The sequence below is a fragment of the Microbacterium sp. bgisy189 genome, assembly GCF_057707225.1.
In genome coordinates this window covers 374,882-397,798 of record NZ_JBYIPT010000002.1, presented here as the reverse complement: position 1 = coordinate 397,798, position 22,917 = coordinate 374,882, and the positions used below count along the sequence as shown (strand labels likewise).

Annotated in this window: 20 protein-coding genes; 13 read left to right on the top strand and 7 right to left on the bottom strand. The window is 70.2% G+C overall.

Going from position 1 to position 22,917, the window contains the following annotated elements:
- The first annotated feature begins 87 nt into the window (after positions 1 to 87).
- Positions 88 to 1,635, top strand: a complete 1,548-nt coding sequence (locus AC3ENX_RS04860; RefSeq protein ID WP_434810730.1) for an APC family permease — start codon at positions 88 to 90, stop codon at positions 1,633 to 1,635.
- Positions 1,636 to 1,648: 13 nt separating this feature from the next.
- Here AC3ENX_RS04860 and AC3ENX_RS04855 read toward each other — a convergent pair whose 3' ends face one another.
- Positions 1,649 to 2,344 carry an SDR family oxidoreductase gene (locus tag AC3ENX_RS04855; protein ID WP_434810729.1) on the bottom strand — a complete coding sequence of 232 codons (696 nt, stop codon included), beginning with the start codon at positions 2,342 to 2,344 and terminating at the stop codon, positions 1,649 to 1,651.
- A gap of 46 nt (positions 2,345 to 2,390) precedes the next feature.
- Between AC3ENX_RS04855 and AC3ENX_RS04850 the strand changes: the two genes are divergently transcribed.
- The 5 genes from AC3ENX_RS04850 to AC3ENX_RS04830 all read left to right on the top strand — a co-directional run bounded on the left by AC3ENX_RS04850 (position 2,391) and on the right by AC3ENX_RS04830 (position 10,335).
- Entirely contained in the window at positions 2,391 to 2,870 is a 480-nt protein-coding gene (locus AC3ENX_RS04850) for a glutaminase (RefSeq protein WP_434810728.1), read from the top strand.
- A 77-nt stretch (positions 2,871 to 2,947) separates the two neighbouring features.
- Positions 2,948 to 5,158, top strand: coding sequence for a glycogen debranching protein GlgX (gene glgX, locus AC3ENX_RS04845; protein WP_434810727.1), 2,211 nt, complete (start codon positions 2,948 to 2,950; stop codon positions 5,156 to 5,158).
- A 44-nt stretch (positions 5,159 to 5,202) separates the two neighbouring features.
- A complete protein-coding gene (treY, locus tag AC3ENX_RS04840) occupies positions 5,203 to 7,560 on the top strand; it encodes a malto-oligosyltrehalose synthase (protein WP_434810726.1) in 2,358 nt (785 codons plus the stop codon).
- 181 nt (positions 7,561 to 7,741) lie between these two features.
- The gene (gene treZ, locus AC3ENX_RS04835; protein ID WP_434810725.1) at positions 7,742 to 9,469 is read left to right on the top strand and encodes a malto-oligosyltrehalose trehalohydrolase; all 1,728 of its coding nucleotides are present in this window, start codon (positions 7,742 to 7,744) and stop codon (positions 9,467 to 9,469) included.
- Positions 9,470 to 9,525: 56 nt separating this feature from the next.
- Positions 9,526 to 10,335: a tryptophan-rich sensory protein gene (locus tag AC3ENX_RS04830; RefSeq protein WP_434810724.1), complete on the top strand. Its 810-nt coding sequence runs from the start codon at positions 9,526 to 9,528 to the stop codon at positions 10,333 to 10,335.
- A gap of 7 nt (positions 10,336 to 10,342) precedes the next feature.
- On the opposite strand, the gene AC3ENX_RS04825 is transcribed toward AC3ENX_RS04830, so the two are convergent.
- Positions 10,343 to 11,068 (bottom strand): glutamine amidotransferase-related protein, encoded by a 726-nt coding sequence (locus AC3ENX_RS04825; RefSeq protein WP_434810723.1) that lies wholly within the window; start codon positions 11,066 to 11,068, stop codon positions 10,343 to 10,345.
- Between the two features lie 83 nt (positions 11,069 to 11,151).
- Here AC3ENX_RS04825 and AC3ENX_RS04820 point away from each other — a divergent pair, with 83 nt between their 5' ends.
- From AC3ENX_RS04820 to AC3ENX_RS04800, 5 genes are read left to right on the top strand one after another with little or no spacing between them, the layout of a single operon-like run.
- Complete coding sequence (locus AC3ENX_RS04820; RefSeq protein WP_434810722.1) at positions 11,152 to 11,790, top strand: RNA polymerase sigma factor; 639 nt, start codon at positions 11,152 to 11,154, stop codon at positions 11,788 to 11,790.
- Positions 11,780 to 12,238: a hypothetical protein gene (locus tag AC3ENX_RS04815; protein ID WP_434810721.1), complete on the top strand. Its 459-nt coding sequence runs from the start codon at positions 11,780 to 11,782 to the stop codon at positions 12,236 to 12,238. The genes AC3ENX_RS04820 and AC3ENX_RS04815 overlap by 11 nt, the downstream gene beginning before the upstream one ends.
- 31 nt (positions 12,239 to 12,269) lie before the next feature.
- Entirely contained in the window at positions 12,270 to 13,934 is a 1,665-nt protein-coding gene (locus AC3ENX_RS04810; protein WP_434810720.1) for a S8 family peptidase, read from the top strand.
- Between the two features lie 49 nt (positions 13,935 to 13,983).
- A complete protein-coding gene (locus AC3ENX_RS04805; protein WP_434810719.1) occupies positions 13,984 to 16,428 on the top strand; it encodes a CHAT domain-containing protein in 2,445 nt (814 codons plus the stop codon).
- A 46-nt stretch (positions 16,429 to 16,474) separates the two neighbouring features.
- Positions 16,475 to 17,437 (top strand): hypothetical protein, encoded by a 963-nt coding sequence (locus tag AC3ENX_RS04800; RefSeq protein ID WP_434810718.1) that lies wholly within the window; start codon positions 16,475 to 16,477, stop codon positions 17,435 to 17,437.
- Positions 17,438 to 17,659: 222 nt separating this feature from the next.
- Here the strand turns inward: AC3ENX_RS04800 and AC3ENX_RS04795 are convergent, their stop codons facing one another.
- On the bottom strand, positions 17,660 to 18,430 hold the full coding sequence (locus AC3ENX_RS04795) for a LysR family substrate-binding domain-containing protein (RefSeq protein WP_434810717.1): 771 nt from the start codon (positions 18,428 to 18,430) through the stop codon (positions 17,660 to 17,662).
- Between the two features lie 31 nt (positions 18,431 to 18,461).
- Between AC3ENX_RS04795 and AC3ENX_RS04790 the strand changes: the two genes are divergently transcribed.
- Positions 18,462 to 18,860, top strand: coding sequence for a DUF1304 domain-containing protein (locus AC3ENX_RS04790; RefSeq protein ID WP_434810716.1), 399 nt, complete (start codon positions 18,462 to 18,464; stop codon positions 18,858 to 18,860).
- A gap of 109 nt (positions 18,861 to 18,969) precedes the next feature.
- On the opposite strand, the gene AC3ENX_RS04785 is transcribed toward AC3ENX_RS04790, so the two are convergent.
- The 4 genes from AC3ENX_RS04785 to AC3ENX_RS04770 all read right to left on the bottom strand — a co-directional run bounded on the left by AC3ENX_RS04785 (position 18,970) and on the right by AC3ENX_RS04770 (position 22,149).
- The gene (locus AC3ENX_RS04785; protein ID WP_434810816.1) at positions 18,970 to 19,527 is read right to left on the bottom strand and encodes a thermonuclease family protein; all 558 of its coding nucleotides are present in this window, start codon (positions 19,525 to 19,527) and stop codon (positions 18,970 to 18,972) included.
- A 166-nt stretch (positions 19,528 to 19,693) separates the two neighbouring features.
- Positions 19,694 to 20,101, bottom strand: coding sequence for a transferase (locus AC3ENX_RS04780; RefSeq protein ID WP_434810715.1), 408 nt, complete (start codon positions 20,099 to 20,101; stop codon positions 19,694 to 19,696).
- Between the two features lie 15 nt (positions 20,102 to 20,116).
- The gene (locus AC3ENX_RS04775; RefSeq protein WP_434810714.1) at positions 20,117 to 21,211 is read right to left on the bottom strand and encodes a glycosyltransferase; all 1,095 of its coding nucleotides are present in this window, start codon (positions 21,209 to 21,211) and stop codon (positions 20,117 to 20,119) included.
- Positions 21,208 to 22,149 carry a phosphodiester glycosidase family protein gene (locus tag AC3ENX_RS04770; protein ID WP_434810713.1) on the bottom strand — a complete coding sequence of 314 codons (942 nt, stop codon included), beginning with the start codon at positions 22,147 to 22,149 and terminating at the stop codon, positions 21,208 to 21,210. Before AC3ENX_RS04770 ends, AC3ENX_RS04775 begins: the two co-directional genes overlap by 4 nt.
- Positions 22,150 to 22,236: 87 nt before the next feature.
- Here AC3ENX_RS04770 and AC3ENX_RS04765 point away from each other — a divergent pair, with 87 nt between their 5' ends.
- Entirely contained in the window at positions 22,237 to 22,911 is a 675-nt protein-coding gene (locus AC3ENX_RS04765; protein WP_434810712.1) for a YitT family protein, read from the top strand.
- Positions 22,912 to 22,917: the final 6 nt, after the last annotated feature.

The window sequence follows — 22,917 nt, the reverse complement described above, 5'->3', positions numbered from 1 at the left end:
CACACCTCGGGAGTAGTCTGCGATCAGCGGCGGCGACGGGGCCACCGCTCGACGCACCCGAGCGTCGTGTTCGAAGGGGCGGATGCCATGACTGCAACCGAGCCGATCAAATTCGAGCGGCAAGACGGCAAGGGGCTCGCAACCGGCACTCTCGGCCTGTTCGGCTCGACCGTCATCGGGCTCGCCTCGACGGCGCCGGTCTACTCGCTGGTCGCGACCCTCGGCTGGGTCGTGCTCGCCGTCGGCGCGCAGGCGCCCATCGCCTTCATCGTCGCCTTCGTGCCGATGCTGTTCATCGCCTTCGCCTACCGCGAGCTCAACAACGCCGTGCCCGACTGCGGCACCACCTTCACGTGGGGCACGAAGGCGTTCGGGCCGTGGGTGGGCTGGATGGGCGGGTGGGGCGTCGCGGTGGCCGGCATGGTCGTACTCGCCAACCTCGCGCAGGTCGCCTCCATCTACTTCTGGGCCATGTTCGGGATGGAGTTCGAGCAGAACAACGACTGGCGCATCATCATCGTCGCCGTCTTCTTCATCGCCGCGATGACGTGGGTCAGTTGGCGCGGGGTCGAGATCGGTGAGCGCATCCAGAACGTGCTCCTCGGCATCCAGTATCTCGCCCTCGCCCTGTTCGTGGTCGCGGCGCTGTGGCACTTCTTCGGCGGCACCGCGCCGAACCCGACGCCGTTCTCGTGGGAGTGGATGAACCCGCTCGCGTTCGAGGAGTGGAGCGGGTTCACCGAGGCGGTGCTGTACGCCCTCTTCATCTACTGGGGCTGGGACACCTGCCTCGCCCTGAACGAGGAGACGAAGGACCCCAAGCGCATCCCGGGGCTCGCGGCGCTGCTGACCTGCGTCATCCTGCTGTTCACCTACGTCGGTGTGACGATCGCGGCGATGATGTACGCGGGCCTCGGTGAGAGTGGTGTGGGCCTGGGCAACGAGGCGAACGCCGACGACTTCTTCCTCGCGATCAAAGACGGGCTGCTCGGCCCGATGGGGTGGTTCCTCGTGATCGCAGTGCTCATCTCGGCCGTCTCGTCGACGCAGACGACCATCCTCCCGACCGCCCGCGGCACGCTCGCGATGGGCGTCTACCGGGCGCTCCCCGCGAGGTTCAAGCAGGTGCACCCCACCTACAAGACCCCGTCGTTCTCGACGCTCGTGATGGGCGTGGTCGCGTCGATCTACTACGTCGGCATGACCCTCATCAGCGACAGCATCATGCAGGACACGATCGCCTCGTTGGGACTTGCGATCGCGTTCTACTACGCCATCACCGGGTACGCGTGCGTCTGGTACTTCAAGGACGAACTGTTCACCTCGGGGCGCAACTTCGTCTACAAGTTCTTGCTGCCGCTGGCCGGTGCGCTCCTGCTCACCTACGCGTTCATCCAATCGGCGATCGACATGCTCGACCCCGACTACGGCTACTCGGGCACGCTGCTCGGGGTCGGCTCGACGTTCGTCGTCGGCGTCGGGGCGCTGCTGGTCGGCGTCGTGCTGATGTTCGTCTGGTACATGTTCCCGCGCTCGAAGCGGTTCTTCTCGGGCCAGAGCCTCAACCGCGAGACGCCGGTCATGGTGCCCGATGAAGCGGCGAGCTACCCGCGCTCGGTCGACGGCGGCATCTGACCGCGCCGCCGGCTCAGCGGGGGCCGGGGCGCACGGTCAGGTCGCTGATGACCGCGTCGCGTGGCAGGTCGAGCGCAGTGACGACGGCGGTGGCGACCGACTCGACGTCGATCCAGGCGGCCGGATCGTAGGCGGCGCCCTCCTGTGCGTGCACCTTCGCCTGCATCGGCGTGGCGGTGCGGCCGGGGTACACGGTCGTCACGCGCACGCCGTTCGGTGCCTCCTCGCCGCGCAGGGCGTCGGCGAGTGCCTTCAGCCCGTGCTTGGATGCCGCGTACGCAGACCACTCGGGGTGGGCGTTCAGTCCCGCGCCCGAGTTGACGAACAGCACCTGCCCGCGGGCCGCGCGCACCCGCGGCAGCAGCAGCCGCGTGAGTTCGGCGGGCGCGACGAGGTTGACCGTGAGCTGCGAGGTCCAGGCATCCACCGGCAGGTCGGCGACCTTGCCGAGGTCGACGACACCGGCGGCGTGGATGACGCTGTCGACCCGCTCGGGCAGGCCCGCCCCGTCCACTGCCGCCGCGAAGCCGGTCGGGTCGCCGAGGTCGGCGATGATCGCCGTCGCACCAGGGAACGCCGCGGCGAGATCATCGGCGCGGCCGGCGTCCCGCGCGACCAGCACCAGTCGGTCGCCGCGCGCCGCGAGACGCTGCGCCACCGCCTGCCCGATCCCCGACCCTGCCCCCGTCACGACATGCACAGCACTCATCCCGCCATCCTCCCACCGCGCTCCCCCCGCAGGACAGAATGGGGGCGTGGTGGATCCCGGGAGTGCCAGTGCGCTGATCGACGCGGCGCGGCGGCGGTTGGCGGGGCAGCGGCAGGAGCGGCTCGGCGATCACGCGGCGGCGCGGCGGCTGCTCGGGTTCGGACGGGCGCCGAGGATCGTGCCCGTCGGGTCGGCGTGGCATCTGGGCGTCCTGCTGATCGCAGACGATGCCGTCTTCGCCACCGGCGAGATCCTCCGGGCGCGCGAAGAGGTCATCCGCGGGTTCGCGGCCGAGTCGCAGCGGCAGCGGGCGGCGACTGCGGCGGCTGCGTTCCGCGGCGGGTTCCGCGACGGCGAGACGGTGCACCTCGGCTGGGCGCCGATCGATCTGGCGGCGGTGGATGCCGGGGGTTCGTCGGGTCCGCTGTCGGTCGCCGCCGACGGCACCCCGATCGTGCGCTGGAGCGCGGCCGGTGGCACCCGCGACCTCGCCGGCTACCTCGACGATCAACTGTCGCTGCGATGACAGTGCACTGACATCACGTGGAAACGCGCCCGAAGTAGGGTGGAGAGTCTGTACCCGATAGCGCCCCAGGAGGATGCATGCAGGTTTGGCCCGGATCTTCGTATCCGCTCGGTGCCACCTTCGACGGCAACGGCACGAATTTCGCCCTCTTCAGCGAAGGTGCCGAGCGCGTCGAGCTGTGTCTGTTCGACGACGAGGGACTCGAGACCCGGGTGCCGCTGCAGGATGTCGACGCGTACGTCTGGCACGCCTACCTGCCGCACGTGCAGCCGGGGCAGCGGTACGGCTACCGCGTGCACGGCCCGAACGACCCGGCGAACGGGCATCGGTTCAACCCGAACAAGCTGCTGCTCGACCCCTATGCGAAGGCCGTCGACGGGCAGATCGAGTGGGGCCAGGAGGTGTTCGGGTACGACTTCGGGTACCCCGACTCCCGCAACGACGACGACTCGGCCGCCCAGATGATGAAGGGCGTTGTCATCAATCCGTTCTTCGACTGGGCGGGCGACCGTCAGCCGAAGACGCCCTACGCCGAGACCGTGATCTACGAGGCACACGTGAAGGGGCTCACGCAGCGGCATCCGGACATTCCCGAAGAGATCCGCGGCACCTATGCGGCCCTCGCGCACCCGGCGATCATCGATCACCTGAAGAAGATCGGTGTCACCGCGATCGAGCTCATGCCGGTGCACCAGTTCGTGAACGACTCCACCCTGCAAGAGAAGGGGCTGTCGAACTACTGGGGTTACAACACGATCGCCTTCCTCGCGCCGCAGAACACGTACGCCTCGTCGGGCCAGCGCGGCACGCAGGTGCAGGAGTTCAAGGCGATGGTGCGGGCGATGCACGCCGCTGGCATCGAGGTGATCCTCGACGTCGTCTACAACCACACCGCCGAGGGCAACCATCTCGGCCCCACCCTGTCGATGAAGGGCATCGACAACGTCGCGTACTACCGGATCGAAGCCGACGACAAGCGGTACTACACCGACACCACCGGCACCGGCAACAGCATGAACGTGGGTAACCCCCACACGCTGCAGCTGATCATGGACTCGCTGCGCTACTGGGTGCTCGAAATGCACGTCGACGGCTTCCGCTTCGATCTCGCCTCGGCCCTGGCCCGCGAATTCTACGAGGTCGACAAGCTCGCCACCTTCTTCGAGATGGTGCAGCAGGATCCGGTGGTCTCGCAGGTCAAGCTCATCGCAGAGCCGTGGGACCTCGGCCCCGGCGGCTACCAGGTGGGCAACTTTCCGCCGCAGTGGACCGAGTGGAACGGCAAGTACCGCGACACCGTCCGCGACTTCTGGCGCGGCGAGGCCTCGACGCTCGGCGAGTTCGCCTCGCGCATCACGGGGTCGGCGGATCTGTATGCGCACTCGGGGCGTTGGCCGGTGGCATCCATCAATTTCGTCACCGCCCACGACGGGTTCACCCTGCGCGACCTGGTCTCGTACAACGAGAAGCACAATGACGCCAACGGTGAGAACGGCAACGACGGCGAGAGCCACAACCGTTCCAACAACCACGGTGCCGAGGGCGACACGAAGGATGCCGCGATCCTCACCCTGCGGGCCCGCCAGCAGCGCAACTTCATCGCGACGCTGCTGCTCAGTCAGGGCGTGCCGATGATCTCGCACGGAGACGAGTTGGGGCGCACGCAGCGCGGCAACAACAACGGCTACGCGCAGGACAATGAACTGACGTGGGTCGATTGGGATGCCGTCGACCAGCCGCTCGTCGAGTTCACCGCGGCCCTGGCACGCCTGCGCCGCGAACACCCGACCTTCCGCCGCAGCCGGTTCTTCGACGGCCGCCCCGTCAGACGGGAGGAGGGCGCCCCGATCCCCGACATCGCGTGGCTGCGTCCCGATGGGTCGCTCATGCAGCCCGAAGACTGGGATGCCGGCTTCGGGCGCGCGATCGGCGTCTTTCTCAACGGCGACGGCATCCGCGAGCGCGATCGCCGGGGTGAGCCGATCAGCGACCGACACTTCTTCGTGCTGTTCAACGCGGGTGACGACGTGGTCGACCTCACGATCCCCGATGCGGCGTTCAGCCCGCGGTGGGAGGTCATCGTCGACACCGGCGGTGCACTCGCCGACAGTGCGCCGTTCAGCGGTGGTGAGCAGGTGCGCTTGCAGGGCAAGTCGCTCGTCGTGCTCATCGACCACGAAGAGCCCGAGCCCGAGGTCGACCACTCGGTGGCGGCGTCGCTCGCGGCGTACACCTCGCCGATCGAGATCATCCCGGCGCACGCGCCGCAGTCCGAGCTGCCGCGCTGACGCCTGCGCCATCCGGCAGCACCTCGCGAAACGGAGACCGTGCGATGACACCCACCTCCACGTACCGGCTGCAGATCCGGTCGTCGTTCGATCTCGATGCGGCGGCCGACGTCGCCGACTACCTGCGCGATCTCGGGGTCGGGTGGGCGTACCTGTCGCCGCTGCTGGAGGCGACACCCGGCTCCGACCACGGCTACGACGTCGTCGATGCGAGCCGCATCGACCCGGCGCGGGGTGGCGCTGCAGGACTCGACCGGTTCGCAGCGTCGAGCCGGACGGCGGGCCTCGGCATCCTCGTCGACATCGTGCCGAATCATCAGGGCGTCGCAGATCCGAGTCGCAACGCGTGGTGGTGGGATGTGCTCACGCGCGGACGGCAGTCGGCGCACGCGCAGGCCTTCGACATCGACTGGGACTTCGGCGGTGGGCGGGTCGTGCTGCCGATCCTGGGTGGCACGCTGGACGACGTGCTCGCCGCGGGTGAGTTGACGGTCGACCCGGTGCCGACGGATGCCGCGCCCTTCGGGCTCGTGCGGTACTACGACAACGTGCTGCCGCTGGCCGAGGGCACCGCTCCGGTGGTCGAGACCTCCAGCGCCGAGGCCGTCCGCACCGTGCTGGAGCGGCAGCACTGGCGGCTCGAGTTCTGGCAGCGCGAGGGCGAGACGCTGAACTACCGCCGGTTCTTCACGATCACGACGCTCGCGGGGGTGCGGGTCGAGGTTCCGGAGGTGTTCGCCGCGACCCATGTGGAGATTCTGCGCTGGTTCCGCGAGGGGCTCGTCGACGGACTGCGCATCGACCACCCCGACGGGCTGGCAGACCCCGGCGGCTACTTCGCGGACCTCGACCGGGCGCTGCGTGAGGCGGGCGCGACCGACCCGTACGTCGTCGTCGAGAAGATCCTCGAGCACGGCGAGACCCTGCCCGGCTGGTGGGCGGTCGACGGCACGACCGGGTACGACGCGATGGCCGACATCGACAGGGTGCTCACCGACCCCGAGGGTGAGACGGCGCTCGCCGACCTCGACACGGCGTTGCGCGGCGAGCCCGGCGCCGCCTACGACGACCTCGTGCACGACCTCAAACGCGCCGTCGCCGACGAAGCACTGCGCCCCGAGGTGCTGCGCATCCAGCGGTTGCTGCCCGCGTACCTGCGCGACGAGCCCGACACAGTCGACGCGCTCGCCGAACTGCTCGCAAACTTTCCCGTCTACCGGGCCTACCTGCCCGCCGGCGCAGACCTGCTCGTTGCCGCGGCGCGCGAGTGCGCGAACCGTCGCCCCGACCTGGGCCCTGCCGCGATGGCTCTCGCGATCGCACTGCAGGACGGCTCGTCCGAATTGTCGCGCCGGTTCATGCAGACCGCCGGACCCGTCATGGCCAAGGGCGTCGAGGATGCCGCGTTCTACCGGTACACGCGCCTCGGGTCGCTGACCGAGGTCGGCGCCGACCCGTCGCACTTCTCGCTCGACGTCGACGGCTTCCACCGGGCGCAGCAGGAACGGCAGGCCGCGTGGCCGCGCACGATGACGGCGCTCTCGACGCACGACACGAAGCGCAGCGAAGATGTGCGGTCGCGCCTGGCGGTGCTGAGCGAACTCGCTGACGAGTGGGCTGAGACTCTCGGCGAGCTTCGGGCCGTGGCATCCACGGGGCACGGGCCGTTCGACGCGCTGTTGTGGCAGGCGATCGTCGGCGCGTGGCCCGCATCGGCGGAGCGCCTGCGCGAGTACGGCGTCAAGGCCGCCCGCGAGGCGGGGGAGCGCACGTCGTGGTCGGCGCCCGACGCCGACTTCGAGGGCGCTGTCGAGTCCGTGGTCGATGCGGCGTTCGGCGCGGCCGGGCCGATCGTGGACCGCTTCGCCCGCAGGATCACCGGGTTCGGTCGGTCGAACTCGCTGAGCGCGAAGCTGCTGCAGCTCGCGGGGCCCGGCGTGCCCGACGTCTACCAGGGCAGCGAGCTGTGGGACCTGTCGCTCGTCGACCCCGACAATCGCCGCGCCGTCGACTTCGGCATCCGCCGTGAGCTGCTGCGCCGGATCGATGAGGGCTGGCAGCCGCCGATCGACGACACCGGGGCTGCGAAGCTGCTGGTCGTCTCGCGCACGCTGCGCGCCCGCCGAGACCGGCCCGACCTGTTCGCCCGGTACACGCCGATGACGGTCGTCGGCGAGCATGCCCATCGTGCCGTCGCATTCGACCGGGGCGGCGCGCTCGCCGTCGCGACACGGCTGCCCGCGGGACTCGACCTCGCCGGCGGGTGGGGAGACACAGCGCTCCTGCGCCACGAGACCCCCACCGTCGACGCGTTCACCGGCCGCCGGTTCGACGCCGGCACCGTGCCGCTGGCCGACCTGCTCGCCGACTACCCGGTGGCACTGCTGCTGCCCGCCGACTGAGCGCACCCCATCCGGGCCCGGCACCGCCCGCATCGGTTCAGTATTCAGTCTCCGCGTCGGCGAGCGCGTGCCCGAACCGCGTCATTCCGCGGGGCGCCCTGTGTTCCGCGCACCGCGGGACTGAATGTTGCACGCGATGGGCGGGTGGCCAGGCGTCACGAACGGATGCGACGATGGAACCATGATCGAGGTATGGGGTCCGAAGGTCGATCGGATGCGGCTGCGCCGGCCCGGGTGCGACGACGTCGAGATGACCGCGGCAGGCGGCGGCTGGTGGCGCGCGGAAGTCGACTTGGCGGGGGGTGACGAGTACGGGTTCGTGCTCGGCGACACGGACGACCTGCGGCCCGACCCGCGGTCGCGCCGGCAGCCGCGCGGCGTGCATGAGGCGTCGGCATGGGACGACCCGGCATCCTTCACCTGGACCGACGACGCGTGGACCGGGCGGCAGCTCGCCGGCGGCGTGATCTATGAACTGCACGTCGGCACGTTCACCCCCGAAGGCACGCTGGATGCCGCTGTGGCCAAGTTCGACCATCTCGTCGCGCTCGGGGTCACACACGTCGAACTGCTGCCGGTGAACGGCTTCAACGGCACGCACAACTGGGGCTATGACGGCGTGCTGTGGTACACGGTGCACGAGGCGTACGGCGGGCCGGAGGCGTACCGCCGGTTCGTGGATGCCGCCCACGCCGCGGGCCTCGCCGTCATCCAGGACGTCGTCTACAACCATCTCGGGCCGTCCGGCAACTACCTGCCCGAGTACGGCCCCTACCTGCGCGACGGGCGCGCGAACACGTGGGGTGACAGCCTCAACCTCGACGCGCAGCCGGTGCGGCAGTTCGTCGTCGACAACGCCCTCATGTGGCTGCGCGACTTCCACGTCGACGGGCTGCGGCTCGACGCCGTGCACGCGCTGCATGACGAAGACAGCGACGTGCACATCCTGCAGGAGCTCGCCGAGGCCGCCGACACCTTCAGCGCCCACGTCGGCAGGCCGCTGTCGCTCATCGCCGAAAGCGACCTCAACGACCCGGTGATGTTCCTGCCGCGTGAGGCCGGCGGCTACGGACTCGCCGGGCAGTGGTCCGACGACTTCCACCACGCCATCCACGTCGCCCTCACGGGCGAGACCGTCGGATACTACGCCGACTTCGCGGCGCTGGACGCGGTGCCGAAGACCTGGACGGGCGGGTTCTTCCACGACGGCACCCACTCGTCGTTCCGCGGCCGCGATCACGGTCGTCCCATCCCGGAGGCCGCGCCGTCGTGGCGCCTCGTGACGTACGCGCAGACCCACGACCAGATCGGCAATCGTGCCGCCGGCGACCGGCTCGCCGCGATGCTGTCACCGGAGCGGCGCAAGGTCGCCGCCGTGCTCACCATGACCGCACCCGGCACGCCGATGCTGTTCATGGGCGAGGAGTGGGGCGCCTCCACCCCGTGGCAGTTCTTCGTCTCGCATCCCGAGCCCGAACTCGCGGCGGCGACCGCGGCGGGCCGCAAGCGCGAGTTCGCGGCGATGGGATGGGACGAGTCGCTCGTTCCCGACCCGAACGACCCGGCGACGTTCGAGCGTTCGAAGCTCGACTGGTCGGAGCCGGATGCCGGCGAGCACGCCGACCTGCTCGACCTGTACCGACGGCTCGCGGCGCTGCGGCGGGAGCGCCCCGAGCTGACCGACCCGCGTTTCGACGAGCGCGCCGCGACGGCAGCCGAGGCGATCGGCGGGCGGGTGTACGAACTGGAACGCGGCGGGGTGCGCGTGCTCGTGAACCTCTCCGAGGTGCCGTGGGAGGTTCCGGCCGGCGATGGCGACGTGCTGCTCGCGACGATCGAGCCGGCGCGGCGCGGCGACGTCTTCGTCATCGCGCCGGATGCCGCCGTGATCGTCGGCTCGGGGGTGTGACGCGAGGCGTGTCAAGGCCCTGACCCGTCCTCGCCGGACCGCGTAGCGTGGCGGCCATGACCGACGAGCCCCGCACCGCCCGCCCGTCCGACACCGTCCGACAGATCGGCGTCATCGCCGCCGTGGTGTTCATGATCGTCGCGGCGATGATCGGTGTGGGCCTGTTCGGCGGCACGAACGTGCGCGAGCTGCAGGGCGGCGCGCTCGACGCCGATGCGACGCTGCTCGCGCCCGCCCGCCCCGCGTTCTCGATCTGGAGCGCGATCTACCTGCTCACGATCGGCTACGCGATCTGGCAGGCGCTTCCCTCGCAGCGCTTTCGCGAACGGCACCGCGCGGCCGGGTGGCCGGTCGCGCTGACGGCCGTATTGAACGGGCTGTGGCTGCTGACGGCGCAGTGGCTCACCCTGCCGCTCACGGTCGTCGCCATCGCGCTGTTGCTGGTCGCCCTCGGATACACCCTGCGCGTGCTGCAGACCATGCCGGGCGTGCGCATCACCGGGGTCGTGCTGCTCGACGCGTCGGTCGGCCTGCACCTCGGGTGGGTCGCGTTGGCGACGGTCGCCAACGTGACAGCCTGGCTCACCGTCATCGCACCCGCAGAGTGGGCGGATGCCGGTGAACTCATCGCCGTGATCGTCCTCGTCGTCGTCGGGGTCATCGGTGTCGCGATCGCGTGGATCACGAACGGGCGGCTGGCTCCGGGCCTCGCGATGGGGTGGGGGCTGTTCTGGATCGGGGTGCAGCGGTCGACGGGGGAGCCGGCATCCATGACCGTCGCGATCGCAGCGTGGGTCGTCGCGTTCGTCGTCGTGGCGGTGCCGCTCGTGCTGACGGTCATGCGGGCCCGCACGGCGCCCGACTGAACCGACGTCAGAACGCGGCGGCGAACGCGCGCAGGATGCGGGTCGGCTCCGACAGCGACGCCGCGTTCACCCGGGCCGCGATCGCATCGAAGTCGCCGGCGTCGAAGTAGCCGTCGTCGCGGTAGACGGCCATCCGCTCGGTGAACGCCTGCGCTGTCGGTTCGGGGTGGAACTGCGTCGCGTACAGCCGGTCGCCCATGCGGTACGCCTGCACGGGGCAGTCCTCGTTCGTGGCCAGCAGCACGGCGCCTGCGGGCGGCTTCGACGACCCTTCCTTGTGGGCCGTGAGCGCAGTGAAACGGTGCGCGAGCGAACCGAACAGCGGGTCGGCGCGGCCCTCGTCGGTCAACGCAACGGTGGTCGGGCCGGTGTCTTCGGGGTGCGCGCGCGTGACTTCGCCGCCCAGTGTGCGGGTCGCGATGCCGATGCCGAAGCAGGTGAACAGCACAGCGGTCTCACCGTCGGCGGCGCGCTCTGCGATGCGGGTGAGGCCGGCTTCGAGGCGGCGCTGCACGTCGGTCTTCGTCGACTCGGGGTCGGTCACGTTGAACGGGCTGCCGCCGACGACGAAGCCGCGCCATCGCGTGAACGCGTCGTCGGGCAGCGATTCGCGGACCAGATCGATGCGTTCGAGCTCGTCGGGCTCGAGGCGCATCGCGCTTCGGAACGACTCGTACTCGGCCTCGGCAGCGCCCTGTTGCGGGCGCACGCAGACGTAGACGAGCGGCGACATGCAGGCGATTCTATTCCGGTTCGGTCGACATGTATCAGGAGCCCAGTAGCCGCACTCGTTCTGGTGTGGCCACAATGGGCGCTATGACTGATGCCGACCCCTCGCCGATCCCACCAACGGACGGCGACGGGGCGATCGACGACGCCTCGAGCATCTGGGTGCGCGCGACCGACAGCTTCCGCCGATGGCGGGCTGGCGACTCACGCGCGATGGACGATCTCGTGCGGCTGCTGACTCCGGTGCTGTGGCACGTCGTGCGCGCGTACGGGCTCGACCGTGCGGCGGCAGAAGACGTCGTGCAGTCGACATGGCTGACGCTCGTGCGCCGTCACGAGAGCATCGTCGACGAGCGGGCTGTGGCGGGATGGCTCACGACCACCGCCCGCCGCGAAGCGTGGCGGGTCGGCAAGGCGCACCAGCGCGCCATGCCGACCGAGACGGTCGACCTCGAACCGCTCCTCGACCCCGAAGAGTCGGCCGAGGGGCGTGCCGAAGTCGCCGACCGCGATGCCCGACTGTGGCGGGCGGTGCACGGCCTCGACGACCGCTGTCGGAGGCTGCTGCAGGTGATCGCGTTCGAAGAGCGACCGGACTACGCCCGAATCGCCGAAGACCTGGCCATGCCGATCGGATCGATCGGCCCGACACGGGGACGGTGCCTCGGAAAACTGCGCACCGTCCTGGCTTCAGAAGGATGGAATGGAGATGACGATGGCCTCTGAACAGCCCGCGGCCGACGCCGCCCTGTTCCGTGCGATGCGTCGCACGTGGGAGCGGGTCGACCCGCATCCCGCCGACCTGATCGACCGCATGGTCGCGGCAGTTGCCGCAGACGACCTGTCGACCGAATACGCGTTGCTGACACTCGTCGAGTCGGATGCCGTGGCCGCCGTGCGCGGCGATGCCGACCTGCTCACACTGCAGTTCAGCGACGGCACCACGACCGTGCTGATCCATGTCACGGTGACCGACCGAGGTGGGCGTCGCATCGACGGCTGGGTCGACGGTGATGCGTCTTCAGCCGTACTCGAACAGGACAGCCGCGAGCTGAGCACGCCCGTCGAGGGCGGCAGGTTCTCGTTCGACGAGGTCGCCGCAGGGCCTGCCCGACTCCGGATCGCGCCGGGGAGCGACGGCGTCGAGTTGCGCACGCCCGGATTCGAATTGTGAACGTCCGATCGGACAGTGAGGGGAATCGGTGATGGCACCCAAAGACGAGAACGGCCCTGGTCTGCCCGACGGCTGGTCGTGGCGGGATCGTGCGCGCGGATCGGTGATCCGTGGCGTGGTCCTCGATCCGGGCGATGAGCCGGTCACGGGCGTCGAGGCGTTCCAGACTGCGTACGTGCCCGACCGGCTGCTCCTGACCGGCACGGACGCGCAGGAGAAAACCGGCTCGGGTGACCTGTTCGATCGCGTCCAGCAGGCGGCGGCCGCGTTCGGATGGGCGGCCGTCCCCGCGCCCGATCAGCTCCGACGCGACGCGAAGACACTCGACCGTATCGGCGTGGGCCCCACCGTTCGGGTGCTGCTGACGACCCCTGACGAGCCGGTGCGCGGTGAATCACCGGTGCCGCCCGACGCCTGGCGCGTGCTGCAGCGGTTGCGGCGCGACGCGCTCAGGCAGGCGCAGCTCGGCGCCGACGCGTCGGCCGAGGCGGTCGCGAAAGTGCTCGCCGGGGCGGGCCTTGACCGCGTGGGGCTCGATCACATCCTGACGGTCGATCCGGTCGGGCTGAACCCGTACACGAAGACCAATCCCTACACGAAGACGAACCCGTACACGAAGACCAATCCCTACACGAAGACGAACCCGTACACGAAGACCAACCCGGTCGGAGAGTATGCCGAGTCCGGACTCGGCGGACGTCAGCCGGTGGCGTGGATCGGTGCGGCACCGCGCCGCGGAGAGATCGAGTCGGGGCTGCGCCGCGCCGTCGTGGCCGTGCTCGACACCGGCGCGGGGGTGCACGCGTGGCTGCCCGACGACATCGTCGACAGGGACGTGCGCATCGACGGTCGAGCCGTCGGGCTCGACGACGAAGCCAATCCCGAGATCTACCCCGACCTGTACGGCCCGCTCGACGGCGAGATCGATCCGGTCGCCGGGCACGGCACCTTCATCGCGGGGATCGTCCGCCAAGCCGCGCCGGATGCCGACATCCTTGCGATCCGGCTCGCAGACGCGCTCGGGATGGTCGAAGAGTCGCTGCTGCTCGAGGTGCTCACCGATGTCGTCGACCTCGTGGCACGGTTCTGCAAGGGCATGGAGGGAGGGCGTCCGGTCGACGTGCTCAACCTCTCGCTCGGGTACTACCACGAGACGCCGCAGGACGGCCTCTACAGCACAGCGCTGTACGACCTGCTCGCGCGCCTGCGGCACCTCGGCACGACCGTGGTCGTCTCGGCGGGCAACGACGCGATCGATCGCCCCGCCTTCCCGGCGTCGCTGTGGCCGTGGCCGGGAGCCGACAACGGGATCGCCCCCGACGGCGGTGCGCGGCACGTGTCAGTCGGCGCACTCAACCCCGATTGTCGATCGACGGCCCTGTTCTCGAACGTCGGCCCGTGGGTGCGGACGTACGCGCCGGGAGCGGCAGTCGTCAGCACGATCCCCGACTTCCTGGGTGGACTGCAGGCAACGGCCCGCGACGACGAGTACCGTCGCCGTCGCACCACGATCGCCCCCGAGGACTTCCGCGGCGGATTCGCAGTGTGGAGCGGCACGTCGTTCGCGGCACCGCTGTTCGCCGGACGCGTGGCTGCGCGCATGCGGGCACTGCCGGCATCCGGGCCGACGCCCGACATCGCAGCCGCGTGCGGTGAGGTGGACGACGAGATCGGGGTGAGCGACACCGGCGAATGACGGAACCGCGGCGGCCGCAGAGCCGCCGCGGTTCCGGCATGCTGGGGGAGTGACCGACGAGGGGCTTTACGAGCGCGCGCTGGCGCTGTCGAACCAGCGTCGCTACCGCGATGCACGGCGCCTGCTCGACGAGGCGGCGGAGGTCGAGCACGATCCGGAGCGTGCGGCTCGGATCGCCGGCACGCGAGCGTATGTGCTCACGCAGTTGGGTGAACCCAGCGCCGGCGAGCGCATCTGCCGCGAGGCGCTCGCGATGCCCAGATTGTCGGATCACACGCGTGGCGTGCTGGCGGGTCAGCTCGCGAGTCTGCTGTCGCACCAGGGGCGCATGGACGATGCGCTCGAGGCGTTCGACCTGGCGATCACGCAACTCGTCGACGATCCACTCGCCCAGGCCAATCTTCGGATGAACCGGAGCGTGCTGTACATGCAGCGCTCCGAGCTCGATGCCGCCGCCGCCGACCTCGAACTCGCCGTTTCGGCCTTCCGGGACGTCGGCCAGCCGGTCGAGGTCGCCGAGGCACAGCACAACCTCGGCTACGTGCGCCTGTTGCGGGGCGAGCTCGTCGAGGCGATGTCGCAGATGGCGTCCGCGCGCCCGCAGATCGCTGCCGTCTCGGTCGCGAACGCCGCGATCGGCGACGTCGACCGCGCCGAGGTGCTGCGTGAAGCCGGCCTCGTCCGAGATGCCGAGCAGCTGCTGGCCTCGGCATCCGACGCCTTCGGGCGAGAACGCATGCCGCAGGCGCGTGCCGAAGCCGACCTGCAGCGTGCGCGCTCCCTGCTCCGACACGATCCTGCGCGCGCGCGAACCGTCGCCGGCGCGGCAGCGCGCCGATTCGAGGGGTTGGGTGCGACGACCTGGCGGTGGCGCGCCGAAGCGGTGCGGCTGCGCGCGGCGTTCGCCGCACACGCAGCGGGGCTCGGACGCCGACCGCAGGCCGAAGCGGTCGAACGGGCCATCCGCGGCCTCAGCCGACGTGGGCTGCGCAACGATGCCGCGGCACTGCGCCTCGCGCGTGAGCTCTCGCGCATCCGCGCGGGCGAGCCGTCGCGATCGACGCCACCGCTCGACGAGGCGAGCTCGATCGAGGTGCGCATGCTCACGCACGAGGTGCGGGCCGCACGCGCCGCACGGTCGAGCGATCACGGCGGCACGCTGCGCCATGCCGCCGCCGGTCTCGACGAGCTCGCCGATTGGCAGGCCGCATTCGGTGCGATCGACTTGCAGAACTCCGCCGCCATGCATGGCAGCGCGCTCATGCAGCTCGGGCTGGATGCCGCGATCTCGACCGGCGATGTCGCCACCATCTTCGACTGGTCGGAGCGTGCCCGCCATCTCAGTCAGCAGGTCGTCGCGCTGCGCCCGCCGCCCGATCCGCAACTCGCGGCAGACCTCGCCGAACTGCGGCTGCTGCGCACCGAATCGCCCGACGGTGACTGGCTGCGCTCGGGGCGTGCGCGCGAGATCGCCGATCGGGTGCGCCGCAGGCAGTGGTCGGCCAGCGCTGTCCACCACGTCGACGTGCGGGTCGGCCTGGCCGACGTGCAGCAACAGCTCGATGCCGACACCGCGGTGCTGGCGTACGTGTACGGCAGCACCGGCGTGCGCTGCCTGCTGGTCACGGCAGAGGACGCCGAGGTGTTCGAACTGCCGGCCGCGCGTGAGCTGCCGCAGCTCATGGCCGGGTTGCGCGCAGACTTCGACATGTCGGCATCCGCTCCGCCAGGGCCGATGCGCGAGGTCGTGCGCCGCTCGCTCGACCGACGTCTCGCCCAGCTGTCGGCGGTGCTCGTCGAGGCGCCGCTCGCGCGCACGGGCGCCACGCGCATCGCGATCACCGCGCCCGGTCTGCTGGCTGGGCTCGCCTGGACCCTGTTGCCGGGGCTGCACGGTCGGCTCACGACGCTCGCGCCGTCGCTGTCGCGTTGGATCGCGTCGCGCCGGCTGCATCCGGCGACCCGCGTGCAGTTCGCGGCCGGTCCCCGAGTGGCCCGTGCCGACGAAGAGGTCCGCGCCGGAGCCGCAGCGTGGCCCGACGCGACGGTGCTGACCGGCGACGCGGCGACGGTGGATGCCGTCACGGCAGCCGCGGCGGCGTGCGACGTGCTGCATATCGCCGCGCACGGTCGCCATGCGGCTGACAACGCGCTGTTCTCGGGCCTCGAACTCGCAGACGGGGCGCTGTTCGGACACGACATCGAACGAATGCAGCGCGTGCCCGACATCGTCGTGCTCTCGGCGTGCGAAGTCGGACGGTCGGCGGTGCGTTGGGGCGAGGAATCCCTCGGGATGGCGCGCACGTGGCTGCACGCCGGTGCGCGGTGCGTCATCGCGGCGCCCGTGGTCGTCGGCGACGACGATGCGTGCGATCTGCTCGCCGCGCTGCATGCTGGGCTCGCCGCGGGCGAGAGCCCGGCAGCGGCGCTGGCGCATGCGTCCGCGGCGACCGGCATCACCGCGCCGTTCCAGTGTCACGGGGCGGGCTTCTGAGGCACCGCCCTCGCGCATGTCGCACCCGGGTGGCACGATGCCGAGCATGGAACTCGAGACGTGGCTCCTCGACGCAGACCCGGCGATCCGCTGGCAGGTGCTGAACGATCTGACCGATGCGCCGTCGGACCAGGTGACCGCGGAGCGACGCCGTGTCGCCACCGAGGGGTGGGGCAGGCGGCTGCTCGACGCGCGCGGCGCAGACGGACGGTGGGCGGCTGGGGCGTGGGCGCCCGCCGGATGGAGCTGGGAGCTCGGCGAGCCGCAGCCGTGGAGCTCGACGCTGTGGGTGCTCGAATCGCTCTACGACCTCGGCATCCCGCCCGACGACCCGTACATGGCCGAGACGGTCGCGCTTCTCGACGTGCACGCACGGTGGGAGTACGAAGACCGGCCGTACTGGTCGGGCGAGGTCGATTCGTGCATCAACGGTCGCACCATCCGGGCCGGCGCCTACTTCGGGGCCGATGTCTCGCGCATCGTGGCGTATTGCGCAGAGGACCAGCAGCCAGACGGCGGCTGGAACTGCTTCCGCCTCGAAGGCGACGGGTCGGTGCGGTCGTCGTTCGACAGCACACTGGCCGTGCTTGAGGGGCTGCTCGAGTACGAACAGTCGACGGGTCTCTCGACGCGGGAGTTGCGCGCGCGGGGTGAGGAGTATCTGCTCGAACGGATGCTGCTGCGACGCCGCTCAGACGGTCAGGTCGTCGATGACGCGTACCTGAGGTTCCCGTTCCCGCCGCGGTGGCGCTATGACGTGCTGCGCGCCCTGGAGTACTTCCGGCTCACCGGCTCACGGCCGGACCCGCGCACGGCCGAGGCGGTGCAGATCGTGCGCGACCGGCGCGGGGCGGACGGTCGCTGGCCCGCGGAGTACGACGACCCGGGGGCGGTGCAACTCGATCTCGAAGCGCCGCTGGGCGAGCCGAGCCGGTGGAACACGCTTCGTGCGCTCCGCGTGCTGCGGTGGGTCGATGACGCCGAGGCCGGGGGCGCAGAAGGTTCCTGAAAAGAATCTCATCTGGTGTGTATCAGGGGCCGGGGTGCCCGCTCTTCTCACATGGAACGACGCGAAACCGAGTCCCGCGGGCCCGGACATCGCTCCCGGGATCGGGGGAACCCGGATCGTTCCGCCACGATCGTCGTCTGCTGGGGAGCGACCGATCATGGGGCCGGCGGTGCTGGGGGCACCGCCGGCCCACCTTTCTGCCTGGTTGCCCCGGTCGTCAGTTCAGCGACGCGAGGAGTTCGCGGTGCGTCCACGGACGATGCCGACGAACTCCTCGACGAGGGATGTCGTGGCCGCGGCCGGCCACGCGAGTGCCACCGTCGAGGTCGGACCGTCGGTGAGCGGGCGGAAGTCGGCATCCTTGCGGTGGTGCAGGCGGGCGAGCGACATCGGCACGATGACGATGCCGACCCCCGATGCCACGGTCGCAACCGCGTCGCCCGTCGTCTCGAGGGTCGCGAACGACGGCGCGAGCGTGCCCGCGACTTCGGGTGACAGCACGTCGTCGGCGGGCACGATCAGCACCTCGCCGGCCAGGTCTTCGGCGCTGAGCTCTTCGGCCGCCGTCAGGTGGGAATCGGCCGCACACACGACGACCGGCACCTCGTCGTACAGCGTGATGACATGCAGACCGTCACGGTCGATCGGCAGGCGCACAATTGCGGCATCCACCTCGCCCGCCTCGATCGCAGCGCGCTGATCGGCGACGGCGAGCGGCACGAGTTCGAGGTCGATCGAGGGATGCCGGCGTTGCCACGTGTCGATCCACTTGCCGGGCGTGGCGCCGGGGATCGCACCGAGGCGGAACGGACCGGGTGGCAGGGGTGCGGGGCCGGGAGCGGGCGTCGGCTTGGGCTTCGGCTTCGGCTTCGGCTTCGGCTTCTGGGGTTTCGCCGGCTTCGGTGTCTTCGCGGGCTTGCCGCCGGCGCGCTGAGCGGCCGGTCGGGGCGTGCGCCCGCGACCGCGCTTCGACCCACCGCCCGATGCCGCCACTCCGCCAGCGTAGTCGCGCTACTGTCAGCGCATGGTGCCGATCATCGCAACCGTCGTCGCGGCCCTTGCCGCGCTGCTGCACGTGTACATCTTCATGATGGAGTCGATCCAGTGGACGCAGCCCCGCGTGTGGAAGCGGTTCGGGGTCGCCGATCAGAACGCCGCCGAGATCACGCGGCCCATGGCCTACAACCAGGGCTTCTACAACCTGTTCCTCGCGATCGGCGTCGTCATCGGTCTTGTGCTGTTCTGGGCGGGCGGGCCTGAAACGATCGCCGACATCGCCGGTCGCACCCTCGTGCTGTTCAGCCTCGGTTCGATGCTGGCCGCCGCGCTCGTGCTCATCACGAGCGGCTCGAAGTACCTGCGCCCCGCGATCATCCAGGGCACCCTGCCCCTGTTCGGCTTCGTCCTGTTCCTCTTCGCCTGACGCCCCGTCGGCTCAGCCCGCCCCCGCGAGACTGCACCTGCGCTGTCGAGACCGCGCGAAATTTGACCGGTCTCGACAGCGTCAGTGCTGTCTCGCGTCCGGAGCGGGGTCACTCGCAGGTGAGCCAGATGCCGGACCCGGACTGCTGGGCGGAGCGTTCTGCGTCGGCGAAGGTCGCCGCGTGCTCGGTGTTCGGTTCGATCGTGAGGGTGCGCGCGTGGCCGGCGCGCAACTGCTCGGCGTTGAGGAAGGCGCCCGCATCCGTCCACGCGTAGACGAGCGCGCGGTCGTAGCGATCGCGTGGCTCGGCGCCCGGCACGACCCAGACCGTGGCGCCGTCCGGCAGCAGGCCGCGCAACGCCGACTGCGACTCCTGGGCGCCGCACTCCTGTGTGGGCGTGCCCTCTGGCGCGTCGATGCCGATGAGGCGCACTTCGACTTCGCCGTCGGCGAAGCCCTCGGCATCCACCGCGATCGCACGCAGACTGTCGCCGTCGTAGACGTGGTCGACGGTCAGGGCGACCGCGCCGTCTGGGCGTGTACCCGTGTCGCCGCCGGATGCCGGGGCCGACGGGTCGGCGCAGCACGCTTCGCTCAGCCGCGGCACGATGAGCAGTACCGCAGCGATCGCGACCGCGACGAGCACCGCCGCCACGACCAGTCGCATCTTCACGCCGCGATGCTACCGGCGTCCGCTGCGCCGCGTGTCCGGCATCCGCTCCGGTGCGTCTGTGAGGGAGTCCGCGATCCCAGGACGAGCCGGGCGTGCTGCACGGGGACTCAACCGAAAAGCCCGGACTCGGTGAGTCCGGGCTTTCGCGACAGCAATGGCATCAGGCGGCGAGGCGCAACCCGCGACGGTCGGTGGCGACGCGTTCGCCCTCGCCGACCTGCTCATCGTCGCGGATGAGCGACGAAGCGGCGACACGTGCGCCGGCTCCGACGTGGGCGCGGACGCCGATCTTCGCGCGTTCGCCGATCGCGGCGCCCGGCCCGATGTGCGCGTGCGGCGCGATCTCGGCCTCGGCGCCGATGACGGCGTCGGGTTCAACCCACACGCCGCGCCCGATGTGCGCCCCCGCGGCCACCTGCACGCCCGGTTCGACGTACGCGCCCGCTTCGACGAGCGCGCTCGGGTGCACCTTCGCGCCGTGCGCGATGAGGCCCCGGCCGTTGACGTGCTTGCGGTAGCGCAGCGACTGTCCGTGGTCGTTCTCGATGTCGACGTAGTTCTTGCCCAACGAAACCTCCTGGATCTACGACAACGATTCGACCCGCGTGTTCATTCCCGTGTGCGCACGTTCGATCGGACGTTCGCGCGGCGCGAACACGACGGCCCGCTGCACCGAGAAGCTGACGAGAAAGAGCGTCGCGTCGGTGAGGATCTTCGCGGGCAGGGTTGCGATGCCGATGTCGAGCAGTGCGGTGAGCATGCCGAAGCTCGCCGTCATGATCAGCACGGCGAGCGACGCGTAGCGGATGGCCGCCGTCCGCACCGGCACGTCACGGCCCGACCGGAAGACCACACCGCGGTTGACGGTGAAGTTGACCGAGGCGCTCAGCAGCCGCGCCGCGACGACCGACAGCAGCAGCCACCCCGTCAGTGCGTGGATGACGAGCAGCGCGATGGTGTCGATCGCGAACGCGAGCAGCGCCGAGAGGGAGAACCGCAGCAGCGGTGCGTAGATGCGCACCGAGTCGACGAGGGGGCGGAAGTGGCTCGACACGTTCCCCTCGAGATACACCGTCTCGATCGGTACCTCGATGAGCCGGATGCCGGCGGCCCGAGCCCGCAGCAGCATCGTGAACTCGTACTCGAACCGGTCGCCGGGGAGGGACTGCAGCCACGGCACGACGCTTGCGGGAAAGGCCCGCAGTCCGGTCTGCGTGTCTTGCAGGCCGGTGCCGGTCACCGCGCGGAACATCCAGCGGGTCACGGTGTTGCCGATCCGGCTGCGCGCGGGCACGTCACCGACGAACCCGCGGGCACCGAGTACGATCACCCGCTCCTCGTCGCTGCATCCGGTCGACTGCGCCGCGAGGGCTGCAGCGACCTTCGCGATGTCGGCGGGCGTGTGCTGCCCATCGGCATCCGCCGTCACGATGTCGGCACCCGGCCAGCGCCGGGCGGACTCGGCGAACCCGGTGCGCAGTGCCGCGCCCTTGCCGCGGTTGACCGGATGCCGTACGACGACCGCGCCGGCGGCCTCGGCATCCGCGAACACCGTCGCGAAGCGTTCGCCCGACCCGTCGTCGACGACGAGCACCGGCACCGGGAGCATCTGCACGAGCGCGACGAGGCGGGCGTTGGGCTCGTACGCCGGGATCAGGACGATGTTCACGGCGCTCATCCGGCGATGTAGAGGATGTCGCTGGTGGCGCGCTCGCCGCCGTTGCTGGGCTGGTTGACGACTTCGCCGTTGAACCACATCTCTGCCGAGCCGCCGCCGTCGAGGTTGTAGGCGGTCGTCGCGCCGAGCGGGACCATGATGTCGGCGAGCTCGGTCATCGTCACGCCCCGGCTGTAGCCGTCTTCGCGGCCGTCGACGACGACCATGACGATGTGGTTCTCGTCGATGATGCCGATCGCGGTGCGCGGCTGCTCGCCCTGGATGGAGTGGTTGCCGAAGTTCGTGTCGATCTCGACCTCGTCGATGCCATCGATCACCGCGCCGTCCTCGACGAGCGCGGGGCCGAAGCTGAGGGTGTTCCAGGCGCCGTCGGCGAGCAGTTCGTCGGCGGTCGTGGTGGTCTCGTCGTACACGGCGACCGTGCCGTCTTCGTAGAAGACAAGCCCTTCGCGGGCGCCGTCGTCGCGGTAGACGACGCCGTTGCGGATCACGATGCCGGTGTCGCGGAACCCGTAGTAGTCGCCATTGATGGCGAAGACGGCCCCATTGGCCTCGGCGGTCTCGCTGACGAGCGCGGTGATGTTCTCGCCGAACTGGTTGTTCGCGAACGCGCTGCGCAGCACCGTCGCGTCACTCAGGGTGATGTCGGCGACGTAGGAGGTGACGGTGTCGTCGCCGGACCCTTCGGTGTACTGCGTGATCTCGATCGACGCGTCGTCGGACGTGTACGTCGTGTCGGTCGTGACGGCTTCGGTGTCGGCCTCGTCGTCGGTCGTCGTCGCGGTCGTGCCGGACTGCTCGGCTTCGTAGGCGGCCACGTCGGAGACTTCGACGTGGGGGATGACGAACCGGTCGAGCGCCCACACGGTGCCGCCGGTGGCGGCGAGGGCGACGACCAGTCCGCCGGCGGTCAGTGAGGAGGCGAGGCGTCGGTTCATGCGCTTCAGTGTGCGCAGCCGTGTGATGGGCACCGTAGGGCGAAGCTATGCGGCGTCTATGAAGCGTGCGGGCGGCGATCTGTGAGGATGGATGCCGTGAGTTCCGCCCCCGCACCCGACGCCGCCGACGCGCCGGAGACCGGCCCGTCGCTCGTATTCGAGCGGGAATCGACCGCACACACCGTTCCCGAGGATGTGCTCGGGCTGCTCACCGGCACGTTTGCGGTGTCGTTCGGGCTGTACCTGCTGCACACCGCCGGTGCGGTCACCGGCGGTACGGCGGGGCTCTCGTTGCTGCTGGGATTTGCGACCGGGTGGCCCTTCGCGCTGCTGTTCGCGGTCATCAATCTGCCGTTCGCGGTGCTCGCGATCTGGCAGAAGGGCTGGAACTTCACGATCCGCACGGTCGTCGCGATCGGGCTCGTCTCGGGGTTCTCGTGGGTGCACGAACAGCTCTTCGACATCGCTCGGCTCGACCCGTGGTACGGCGCGCTCGCCGGCAACCTGCTCGCGGGCATCGGCCTGCTGATCGTGTTCCGTCACCGCGCGAGCCTCGGCGGCGTGAACGTGATCGCCCTCGTCCTGCAGGACCGCACCGGCTTGCGGGCGGGGTGGACACAAATGATCTTCGACGTGCTGATCGTGCTGGCGTCGTTCCTCGTCGTGCCGTGGCCGAACGTGCTGATGAGCGCGGCCGGTGCCGTGCTGCTGAACCTCGTACTGGCGCTCAACCACCGCCCGGGCCGGTACATCGGGCACTGACGCCGG

Coding starts and splice junctions, on each gene's coding strand:
- AC3ENX_RS04860 (WP_434810730.1), top strand. CDS start 88: ATGACTGCAACCGAGCCGATCAAATTCGAGCGGCAAGACGGCAAGGGG.
- AC3ENX_RS04855 (WP_434810729.1), bottom strand. CDS start 2,344: ATGAGTGCTGTGCATGTCGTGACGGGGGCAGGGTCGGGGATCGGGCAG.
- glgX (WP_434810727.1), top strand. CDS start 2,948: ATGCAGGTTTGGCCCGGATCTTCGTATCCGCTCGGTGCCACCTTCGAC.
- treY (WP_434810726.1), top strand. CDS start 5,203: ATGACACCCACCTCCACGTACCGGCTGCAGATCCGGTCGTCGTTCGAT.
- treZ (WP_434810725.1), top strand. CDS start 7,742: ATGATCGAGGTATGGGGTCCGAAGGTCGATCGGATGCGGCTGCGCCGG.
- AC3ENX_RS04830 (WP_434810724.1), top strand. CDS start 9,526: ATGACCGACGAGCCCCGCACCGCCCGCCCGTCCGACACCGTCCGACAG.
- AC3ENX_RS04825 (WP_434810723.1), bottom strand. CDS start 11,068: ATGTCGCCGCTCGTCTACGTCTGCGTGCGCCCGCAACAGGGCGCTGCC.
- AC3ENX_RS04820 (WP_434810722.1), top strand. CDS start 11,152: ATGACTGATGCCGACCCCTCGCCGATCCCACCAACGGACGGCGACGGG.
- AC3ENX_RS04815 (WP_434810721.1), top strand. CDS start 11,780: ATGGCCTCTGAACAGCCCGCGGCCGACGCCGCCCTGTTCCGTGCGATG.
- AC3ENX_RS04810 (WP_434810720.1), top strand. CDS start 12,270: ATGGCACCCAAAGACGAGAACGGCCCTGGTCTGCCCGACGGCTGGTCG.
- AC3ENX_RS04800 (WP_434810718.1), top strand. CDS start 16,475: ATGGAACTCGAGACGTGGCTCCTCGACGCAGACCCGGCGATCCGCTGG.
- AC3ENX_RS04790 (WP_434810716.1), top strand. CDS start 18,462: ATGGTGCCGATCATCGCAACCGTCGTCGCGGCCCTTGCCGCGCTGCTG.
- AC3ENX_RS04785 (WP_434810816.1), bottom strand. CDS start 19,527: ATGCGACTGGTCGTGGCGGCGGTGCTCGTCGCGGTCGCGATCGCTGCG.
- AC3ENX_RS04775 (WP_434810714.1), bottom strand. CDS start 21,211: ATGAGCGCCGTGAACATCGTCCTGATCCCGGCGTACGAGCCCAACGCC.
- AC3ENX_RS04770 (WP_434810713.1), bottom strand. CDS start 22,149: ATGAACCGACGCCTCGCCTCCTCACTGACCGCCGGCGGACTGGTCGTC.
- AC3ENX_RS04765 (WP_434810712.1), top strand. CDS start 22,237: ATGGATGCCGTGAGTTCCGCCCCCGCACCCGACGCCGCCGACGCGCCG.